At 70.6% G+C, this 8,970-nt stretch carries 10 protein-coding genes; 8 read left to right on the top strand and 2 right to left on the bottom strand.

Annotated elements, in window-relative coordinates; genetic code table 11:
* Positions 1 to 1,842, top strand: a 1,842-nt coding sequence (locus GUY60_RS29250; protein WP_161703182.1) for a glycoside hydrolase family 84 protein, incomplete at its 5' end; no start/stop codon positions are given.
* 89 nt (positions 1,843 to 1,931) lie between these two features.
* On the opposite strand, the gene GUY60_RS29245 is transcribed toward GUY60_RS29250, so the two are convergent.
* Complete coding sequence (locus tag GUY60_RS29245) at positions 1,932 to 2,771, bottom strand: hypothetical protein (protein WP_161703180.1); 840 nt, start codon at positions 2,769 to 2,771, stop codon at positions 1,932 to 1,934.
* Between the two features lie 217 nt (positions 2,772 to 2,988).
* On the opposite strand from GUY60_RS29245, the gene purN reads away from it, so the two are divergent.
* The 5 genes from purN to GUY60_RS29225 all read left to right on the top strand — a co-directional run bounded on the left by purN (position 2,989) and on the right by GUY60_RS29225 (position 6,495).
* Positions 2,989 to 3,630 (top strand): phosphoribosylglycinamide formyltransferase, encoded by a 642-nt coding sequence (gene purN / locus GUY60_RS29240; protein WP_161703178.1) that lies wholly within the window; start codon positions 2,989 to 2,991, stop codon positions 3,628 to 3,630.
* Positions 3,627 to 5,198 carry a bifunctional phosphoribosylaminoimidazolecarboxamide formyltransferase/IMP cyclohydrolase gene (purH, locus tag GUY60_RS29235; protein ID WP_161703176.1) on the top strand — a complete coding sequence of 524 codons (1,572 nt, stop codon included), beginning with the start codon at positions 3,627 to 3,629 and terminating at the stop codon, positions 5,196 to 5,198. The genes purN and purH overlap by 4 nt, the downstream gene beginning before the upstream one ends.
* A 207-nt stretch (positions 5,199 to 5,405) precedes the next feature.
* On the top strand, positions 5,406 to 5,633 hold the full coding sequence (locus tag GUY60_RS39795) for a helix-turn-helix domain-containing protein (protein ID WP_312866473.1): 228 nt from the start codon (positions 5,406 to 5,408) through the stop codon (positions 5,631 to 5,633).
* Positions 5,634 to 5,645: 12 nt separating this feature from the next.
* Complete coding sequence (locus tag GUY60_RS29230) at positions 5,646 to 6,281, top strand: DUF5753 domain-containing protein (RefSeq protein WP_312866472.1); 636 nt, start codon at positions 5,646 to 5,648, stop codon at positions 6,279 to 6,281.
* On the top strand, positions 6,241 to 6,495 hold the full coding sequence (locus tag GUY60_RS29225; protein ID WP_161703174.1) for a DUF397 domain-containing protein: 255 nt from the start codon (positions 6,241 to 6,243) through the stop codon (positions 6,493 to 6,495). Before GUY60_RS29230 ends, GUY60_RS29225 begins: the two co-directional genes overlap by 41 nt.
* Before the next feature lie 11 nt (positions 6,496 to 6,506).
* Here the strand turns inward: GUY60_RS29225 and GUY60_RS29220 are convergent, their stop codons facing one another.
* A complete protein-coding gene (locus tag GUY60_RS29220; protein WP_161703172.1) occupies positions 6,507 to 7,274 on the bottom strand; it encodes an RDD family protein in 768 nt (255 codons plus the stop codon).
* A gap of 277 nt (positions 7,275 to 7,551) precedes the next feature.
* Here GUY60_RS29220 and GUY60_RS29215 point away from each other — a divergent pair, with 277 nt between their 5' ends.
* Positions 7,552 to 8,412 (top strand): bifunctional methylenetetrahydrofolate dehydrogenase/methenyltetrahydrofolate cyclohydrolase, encoded by an 861-nt coding sequence (locus GUY60_RS29215; RefSeq protein WP_161703170.1) that lies wholly within the window; start codon positions 7,552 to 7,554, stop codon positions 8,410 to 8,412.
* Between the two features lie 13 nt (positions 8,413 to 8,425).
* The gene (locus GUY60_RS29210; protein WP_376771334.1) at positions 8,426 to 8,920 is read left to right on the top strand and encodes a DUF3017 domain-containing protein; all 495 of its coding nucleotides are present in this window, start codon (positions 8,426 to 8,428) and stop codon (positions 8,918 to 8,920) included.
* Positions 8,921 to 8,970 lie beyond the last annotated feature (50 nt).

Raw genomic sequence — 8,970 nt, 5'->3', positions numbered from 1 at the left:
CCCACGCCGCGCACCATGTCCCGCGCGGGCGACGACATCCGGGTGGGCGGCCGGGCCGAGGTCGTCGTGGACGCGGCGACCGACGAAGCCGCCCGCAAGCTGCTCGTCGACACGCTGCACGCGCACGGCGTCAAGAACGTCGACGTACGCCAACAGGCCACAGGCGAAGCGCCGTTGACCCTGCTCCTCGGCCCGGCCGCGCGCGCCGATGTGGCTGAGGCGCTGCGCGACACCGCCGTCCCCGACCACGCCGAGGGCTACGCGCTGCGGGTCTCCGGCGGCGAGGACGGGACCGGCACGGTGGCCCTGGGCGGCACGGACGCGGCCGGCCAGTTCTATGCCGTACAGACGCTGCGGCAGCTGTTCACGCGGACCGAGGACGGGCCGTCCCGGATCGCGGGCGCCTCGGTCAGCGACCGGCCCGCGATGCCGCTGCGCGGCAGCATCGAGGGCTTCTACGGGCCGCCGTGGACCCACGAGGAACGCCTCGACCAGATGGAGTTCCTCGGCGACATACGCGCCAACACCTATGTGTACGCGCCCAAGGACGACCCGTACCACCGGGAGAAGTGGCGTGAGCCCTACCCGGCCGACAAGCTCGCCGAGCTGGCCTCCCTGGTCGAGCGCGCCAGCGACCATCACGTCCGCTTCACCTTCGCCGTGTCGCCCGGCACGTCCATCTGCTACTCGGACCCGGCCGACACCGAGGCGCTGACCGCGAAGCTGGGCGCCATGTACGAGGCGGGGGTGCGGTCCTTCTCGATCCCGCTCGACGACATCAGCTACACGAAGTGGAACTGCGCGGGCGACGAGGCGGAGTTCGGTGCTCCGGGGCGGGCGGCCGCGGCGGCGGCGCAGGTGCGGCTGCTCAACACCGTGCAGCGCGAGTTCATCGAGGCCCACCCGGACGCGAACCCGCTGCAGATGGTGCCGACCGAGTACGGCGACCTCACGGACACCGCGTACAAGGAGACGCTGCGCTCCACCCTCGACCCGAAGGTGGAGGTGATGTGGACCGGCACGGACGTGGTGCCGCCCGAGATCACCAACGAACAGGCGGAGCGCGCCGCCGAGTTGTTCGGCCGCAAGGTGTTCGTCTGGGACAACTACCCGGTCAACGACTTCGCCAGGACCCGCGGCCGGCTGCTCCTGGCCCCGTACGACAAGCGGGAGCCCGGCCTCTCGCAGCACATCAGCGGTCTTGTCTCCAACCCGATGAACCAGGAGTCGGCCAGCAAGCCCGCCATGTTCACGATGCTCGACTTCGCCTGGAACGACGAGGCGTACGACCGCGACCGGTCCGCACGACAGGCCGCCCTCTACCTGACGGGCGGTGACGCGCGGACGGCGGACGCCATGCAGCGGTTCGTGGACCTGAACCACCTGGCGCCGACGTTCGGGGACGAGCCGTGGCAGCCGCAGTCGCCCAAGCTCACCGCCGAGGTGGCGGACTTCTGGAAGGCGTACGGAGCCGAACCGGCCGCCGCGCTGCGGGAGTTCAGGCCCGTCGTCCGGGAGATCGCCCAGGCGCCCGCGACGCTGCGGGACGGCGACACGGACCGGCTGTTCCTCGCCGACGCCGAGCGCTGGCTGGAGGCCACCGCGCTGTGGGGCCGGGCCATGGACCACGGCCTGAACACGCTGGCCGCGATCGAGGCGGGCGACGAGGCGAAGGCCGCCGCCGAGCGGCAGGCGATGACGGACGCGGCGGCCGAGGCGGCGAAGATCACCGTCGACCCGGAGGAGCACCACCAGGTCGGCCCGGTCCTGCTCGGCGACCCGGTCATCGAGGACTTCCTGACCGGCGTGGCGGAGCGCCACGCCCAGTCGAAGGAAGCGTGAGCGGTACGTCGTGACCGTGATCCTCCGTGCCCGGCAGGGGCGCGGAGGATCACGCGCGTCAGCCACCCGGCACTACTCCGGGGTCTTGGTCACTCCGGGGTCTCGGTCTCCAGGAGCGGGCGGATCTGCTCCGGCAGGAGGTCGCCGCAGTGCTTCTGGGCCGTCGTGGTCAGGGCGTCGTTGACGCAGGTGAAGTAGTCGCGGTACACGGCCTGCGCCGTGAACGTCGCCGCCACCATGGCGAGCGCGAGCGAGCCGACCACGATGCCGCTGATCGCGGCGGTCTTCTGCGGCCGCGCCGGCTGCCCGCCTGCCGGCTGCCCGGGGACCTGCGGCCGGCTGTGGTCGGGCGTACCGGCCCCGATGTCGGCGGCCGAGGCGCGCGTGCTCTTGTCCTTGCCGCCGTCCTTGTCCTGGCCGCCCGCGCCCGCCCCGCTGTCCGACCGCAGCGAGCTGATGCCCCAGTACAGGGCGAGGGCGCCGAGCAGCAGACCCACGTAGGGCCAGCTGAACAGAGCGAAGAAGAACGCCCACATTCCGGCGAGCAGGGCGTACCGCGCGCGGCGCTGGACCGGGTCCGTGGGGTCCCAGCGCAGGCCGCCGGGGCCGCCGCCCTGGCCGGGGTTCTTCTCGTCACCGTCGCCGGGGCGCTGCCCGAAGGGGTTGGCGGAGCGGCCGGGCTGGCGGCTGCTCCAGCGGCTGCCGCCGTTCTGGCCGTCCCGCTCGTCGTCGTTCTTGGGCTGGCGCGGCTGCCACGGGCGGTCGGGGCTGCCCTCGGGCGGAGCGGCGAAGGGGTTGTCCGAGGTGTCGGGGCGTCCGCTCCGCCGTGAGCCGGTGCTCTCCGGGTCCGGGCTCGCGCTCTGCCGGTGCCCGTCCGTGGACGGGTCCTGCTGCGGCGAGGACGAGGGCGTGGGCAGTCGGTCCGGCATCAGGTGTGCGTCTTCCCCTAGTTGAGGCCCGAGCAGGGCGTCGGTAGCGCGTACTTCCCAGACGCTACCTCCCGGCCGGGTCCCCGTCCCGTGGGGGCCGCTGCGTGTGCCGGTATCGTTGCTGACGGTCGAGCGCTTCGTAGAGTTCCCCGTATCGGGAGCCATGAAGCATTTGTACGACCGCACAAATTCGAGCAAGCCATGAAAGGGCCCCGTCGTGGCCTCATCTGCCGCCGCCCCGAAACGCCTCGTCGTACTCGTCTCCGGGTCCGGCACCAATCTGCAGGCGCTGATCGACGGCATCGCCGCCGTGGGCGTGGACGCCTACGGTGCCGAGATCGTCGCCGTCGGTGCCGACCGTGCGGCGATCGCCGGTCTTGAGCGGGCCGAGCGCGCGGGACTGCCGACCTTCGTGTGCCGGGTGAAGGATCACCCCACACGTGAGGAGTGGGACCGGGCGCTGGCCGAGGCCACCGCCGCGTACGAGCCCGACCTGGTGGTCTCCGCCGGGTTCATGAAGATCGTGGGCAAGGAGTTCCTCGCGCGCTTCGGCGGGCGGACCGTGAACACCCACCCCGCGCTGCTCCCCAGTTTTCCCGGTGCCCACGGCGTCCGCGACGCGCTCGCGTACGGCGCGAAGGTCACCGGCTGCACCGTCCACTTCGTCGACGACGGCGTCGACACCGGGCCGATCATCGCGCAGGGCGTGGTCGAGGTCCGGGACGAGGATCACGAGGACGGTGGCGCCGCGCTCCATGAGCGCATCAAGGAAGTCGAGCGCTCGCTGCTCGTCGAGGTCGTGGGGCGTCTGGCCCGGCACGGCTACCGCATTGAGGGACGAAAGGTTTCCATCCCGTGACCGCCGAAGGTACGACCGTAGAAGGTCCCCGCCCCATCCGCAGGGCTCTCATCAGCGTCTACGACAAGACCGGCCTGGAGGAGCTGGCGCTCGGGCTGCACGAGGCGGGCGTCCAGCTCGTCTCCACCGGCTCCACCGCCGCGAAGATCGCCGCCGCGGGGGCGCCGGTCACCAAGGTCGAGGAGCTCACCGGCTTCCCCGAGTGCCTGGACGGCCGGGTCAAGACGCTGCACCCGCGTGTGCACGCCGGCATCCTCGCCGACCTGCGCCTGGACAGTCACCGTGAGCAGCTCGCCGAGCTCGGTGTCGAGCCCTTCGACCTGGTCGTCGTGAACCTGTACCCGTTCACGCAGACCGTCGAGTCCGGTGCCTCGCCCGACGAGTGCGTGGAGCAGATCGACATCGGCGGCCCCTCGATGGTGCGCGCCGCGGCGAAGAACCACCCGTCGGTCGCGGTCGTCACCAGCCCCGGGCGGTACGCGGACGTGCTGGCCGCCGCCAAGGACGGCGGCTTCGACCTGGCCGCCCGCAAGCGGCTCGCCGCCGAGGCGTTCCGGCACACCGCCGAGTACGACGTGGCGGTCGCCGGCTGGTTCGCGGGGGACTACGCGGGCGACGGCGAGGACTTCCCGGAGTTCATCGGCGCCACGTACACGCGCAAGAACGTGCTGCGGTACGGCGAGAACCCGCACCAGGGCGCCGCGCTCTACACCTCGGGCCGCGACGGTCTCGCCAACGCCGAGCAGCTGCACGGCAAGGAGATGTCGTACAACAACTACACGGACACCGACGCCGCGCGCCGGGCCGCGTACGACCACTCCGAGCCCTGTGTCGCGATCATCAAGCACGCCAACCCGTGCGGGATCGCGGTCGGTCCGGATGTCGCCGAGGCGCACCGCAAGGCGCACGCCTGTGACCCGCTGTCGGCGTTCGGCGGCGTGATCGCCGTGAACCGTCCGGTGTCCGTGGCGATGGCCGAGCAGGTCGCGGAGATCTTCACCGAGGTCATCGTGGCTCCGGACTACGAGGACGGCGCGGTCGAGGTGCTGTCCCGGAAGAAGAACATCCGCGTCCTTCGCTGCCCCGAAGTCCCGCAGCCCCCGGCCGAGTTCAAGCAGATCGACGGCGGCGGCCTCGCCCAGGTCACCGACGTGCTGCAGGCCGACGGCGACGACCCGGCGAACTGGACGCTCGCGACCGGCGAGGCGCTCTCCGCGACCGAGCTCGCCGAGCTTGCCTTCGCCTGGCGGGCCTGCCGGGCCGTGAAGTCCAACGCGATCCTGCTCGCGAAGGACGGCGCCTCCGTCGGCGTCGGCATGGGCCAGGTCAACCGGGTCGACTCGGCGAAGCTCGCCGTGGAGCGCGCGGGCGAGGAGCGGGCGGCCGGTTCGTACGCCGCGTCCGACGCGTTCTTCCCGTTCCCCGACGGCCTGGAGATCCTCACCGCCGCGGGCGTCAAGGCCGTGGTGCAGCCCGGCGGTTCGGTCCGCGACGAGCTGGTCGTCGAGGCCGCGAAGAAGGCCGGCGTGACGATGTACTTCACGGGTACGCGGCACTTCTTCCACTGAGTTCCGCTCGGTGCGGGGCCTGCATCAGCTCGCACCAGACGGTCTTGCCGTCCGGCCGCCGTGTCACGCCCCAGCGCGCTGACACGGCGGCCAGCAGCATCAGACCCCGGCCCGACTCGGCGCCGGGGTCTTCGTGTTGCAGGGATGCGGGCAGGCCGTGCGGAAAGGGTTTCGGCACCACGGTGCGCGTTGTGGAAGGCGGCAACTATGGGCGCGCGTAAGGACATTGACGGCTCGGCGAGCGTCCCGGCCTTCTACGGCAAGGAGTTGCGCTTCAAGCGAGAGGCGGCGGGGCGCACGCTGGAGCAGACGGTGGAGGGCTCGTTCTACGGGACGAGCTACCTGAGCGAGATCGAGCGCGGGCAGCGGCGCATGCCGGTCGACTTGGCGCGGCACGTGGATCGTGTGCTGGGGACGGACGGGTTCTTCGAGTGACGTTGTGAAGATGTGCGGAAAGCGCGCCGCAGCGGCCACGCCGACTACTACGCCGACGTTGTGGAGCAAGAAGAGCGCACCCGCGAAATTCAGGACTGGGATCCGACGGTGATTCCCGGACCGCTGCAGCTTGAGCCGTACATTCGCGCGCTTGTCCACGCTGCTCACCCGTACGAGGCCGAGGATGAGGTTGTCGCCAAGGTGGCTGCTCGACGCGGGCGCTCATGGATCTATGAGGACTCGCAAGGGCCTGAGTCCTGGATCGTCCTGCACGAGTCGGCCTCCCTGCAGCCGATCGTGGGGGCCAATGAGATGGCAGAACAGCTTGCTCACGTCGCAAAGTGCTGCCGCCGCTACCGCCGTTTCGTTCCACAGATCTTGCCGTGGAACGTCGGTGCGCATCCGTTTCTGATGGGCACCACAAGGTTCCTGACCTTTGCTGATGCTCCGCCGCTCATGTACACGGAGAGCATGTACCACGGTCAGATCCTCGGTGATCCTGGGCTCGTAAGGGAGTACATGCGGGCCTACGATCGGGTCAGGGCCGCAGCGCTGTCGCCAGAGGCGTCCCTTGCCCTGATCGAGAAGGCGGCCGAGGACTACCGAAATGGCAAGCAACCGGAAAGACTTGGGCGTCATCAGGCGTAAGTTCATCTACGCCAAGGCATTCCCCGGCGCCGCGCACTGGCGCAAGTCCAGTTACAGCAACGGCGATGGAGGGCTCTGCCTGGAGGTCCGCGACGGCCTCCCCGGCCTCGTGCCCGTCCGGGACTCCAAGAACGCCGAAGGCCCCGTGCTCGTGTTTCCCGCCGCCGCGTGGGGGGCGTTCATGCACGGGCTCCGGGGCCCTGAACTGCCTTAAGGCTTAAGGCGTTACGACTTCTTGATGACCACCGTGCTCGCCACCTTGTCGTGCCAGCCCTGGAGGCGCTGGGCGCCGTCCCAGAACGGGGACAGGTAGACGAGCAGGGCACCGATACCGCAGACGATCGAGCCGACCTGCGGCATGAGCCAGCGCAGGAAGCCGCTGCCCGCGCCGGGCACCTGGCCGGTGTCGATCTTGATGACCTTGATCTTGAGGGCCAACTTGCCGACGGTCGCACCCAGGAACGAGATCATCAGCCACTCGTAGAGCAGCGTGATGATCGCGAGGGCGGCGATGGCGCCGAAGAACACGGCCATGACGCCGGAGGCAGCCTCGTTGACACAGGCCTCGTAGCCCGGGTCCATGTAGCTGCCGCAGTCCTCGGCGCTGGAGACCAGGCCCATCGCGCCGAACACCCCGGCCACCATGAAGATGGTGTAGAGGATGCCGATGATGAGGCCGTCGATCAGGCGGGCCGCGAAGCGCATGCCCATGCTGGCGAGCTGCACGGTGCCGAGACCCGGAATGGTCACGACGTTGAGGCCGGCCGGCACGTTGCCGCCCGGGCCCTGCGGGTAACCCGGGTAACCGCCCTGCTGCTGCTGCGGGTACCCGTACCCCTGCTGCGGCGGGACGCCCTGGGGGGCCTGCTGCGGGTAGCCGTAGCCGGGCTGACCCTGGGGCTGCTGGGGATAGCCGTAGGGCTGGCCGCCCTGGGGCTGCTGGGGCTGCTGGGGCTGCTGCCCGTACGGGTTGTTGGGGTCGCCGAAGCTCATGGCTGTTTGTTTCCTCCGTTGATGTGCGGGACTACGCGGTTGGGTACGGAGGAGCTGAGCGGTACTTCGGTTGTCCCCCCGTGCACTGCCCGCGGCACTGCGCCGCTCATCGTTCTAAAACCCCGGCGTATTTGTCCAGCCGGTACCCCAAGGAGTTGTGCAAGTGCAACATCCCTGATCATCATTTCCGCCCTTGAAAAGGCCCTGAATCGGCCGGTACGGGCGGAGAAGGGACACGGATTGGAGCTCGGGGCGGGTCATCCGCGAGGATGGGGGTATGACCGCCCAGATTCTCGATGGCAAGGCCACCGCAGCAGCGATCAAGGCCGACCTCGTCCGCCGCGTGGAAGCGCTGAAGGCGCGGGGCGTCACGCCCGGCCTCGGCACCGTGCTCGTCGGGGAGGACCCCGGCAGCCAGAAGTACGTCGCGGGCAAGCACCGCGACTGCGCGCAGGTGGGCATCGCGTCCATCCAGCGCGAACTGCCCGCCACCGCCACGCAGGCCGAGATCGAGGCGGTCGTGCGCGAGCTGAACGACGACCCCGAGTGCACCGGCTACATCGTGCAGTTGCCGCTCCCCAAGGGCATCGACGAGAACCGCATCCTGGAGCTGATCGACCCGGCCAAGGACGCGGACGGCCTGCACCCCATGAACCTCGGCCGTCTCGTGCTCAACGAGCCGGCGCCGCTGCCCTGCACCCCGTTCGGTGTGATCCAGCTGCTCCGGCAGTTCGGGGTGGAGATCAACGGCGCGCATGTCGTCGTGGTCGGCCGGGGCGTGACCATCGGCCGTTCGCTGCCGCTGCTGCTGACCCGCAAGTCGGAGAACGCCACGGTGACGCAGTGCCACACCGGCACCCGTGACCTCGCGGCGCAGCTCCGCCAGGCCGACATCATCGTGGCCGCCGCGGGCTCCCCGCACCTGATCAAGCCGGAGGACGTACGGCCGGGCGCCGCGGTGCTCGACGTGGGCGTCAGCCGGGACGAGCACGGCAAGATCGTCGGCGATGTGCACCCCGGGGTCGCCGAGGTCGCGGGCTGGATCTCCCCGAACCCGGGCGGCGTCGGCCCGATGACGCGGGCTCAGCTGCTCGTCAACGTCGTGGAGGCCGCGGAGCGTTCCGCGGGCACGCACTGACATGGGCGCGTCCGTGAGCGAGGAGCCGAAGGGGCCGCAGGGGGCACCTGAGCCGGAGTCGTCGGTGCCGGAGTCGTCGGAGCCGCAGGAGTCGCCCGAGGCTCAGTCGCCGGAGCCGCGGAAGCGGACTCGGCGGTTCCCGTCGATCACCCGGGACACCGCGCGGCCCGAGGGCGGCGGCCGCGCGGCCGCGGGTGACGCCCCCGCGCCCGCCCGGCAGTGGCCGATGCTGACGGTGCTCGGGACGACCGGGCTCGGGCTGCTGCTCACCGCCTTCGACCTGTTCCGGGTCGGCACGATCCTCGTGGGGGTCGCGCTGATCGCCGGGGCGGTGCTGCGCTGGGCGCTGCCGTCGGTGGGGATGCTCGCGGTGCGCTCCCGGTTCACGGACATGGTGACGTACGGGGTCCTGGGCGTGGCGATCACGCTGCTCGCGCTGATGGCGCAGCCGAACCCGGTGATCGAAATCCCGTTCCTGGACGAGACGTTGCACTTCACGATCAGCTAGCACGACTCCGTCGAAGCGGCGGTGCCCGCACCCTCTGACCGGGTGCGGGC

The sequence above is a fragment of the Streptomyces boluensis genome, from assembly GCF_009908195.1.
In the GTDB taxonomy this organism is placed as follows: domain Bacteria; phylum Actinomycetota; class Actinomycetes; order Streptomycetales; family Streptomycetaceae; genus Streptomyces; species Streptomyces boluensis.
Note: the sequence above shows the minus strand (reverse complement) of the source record. Positions and strands in the feature narration are given on the sequence as shown.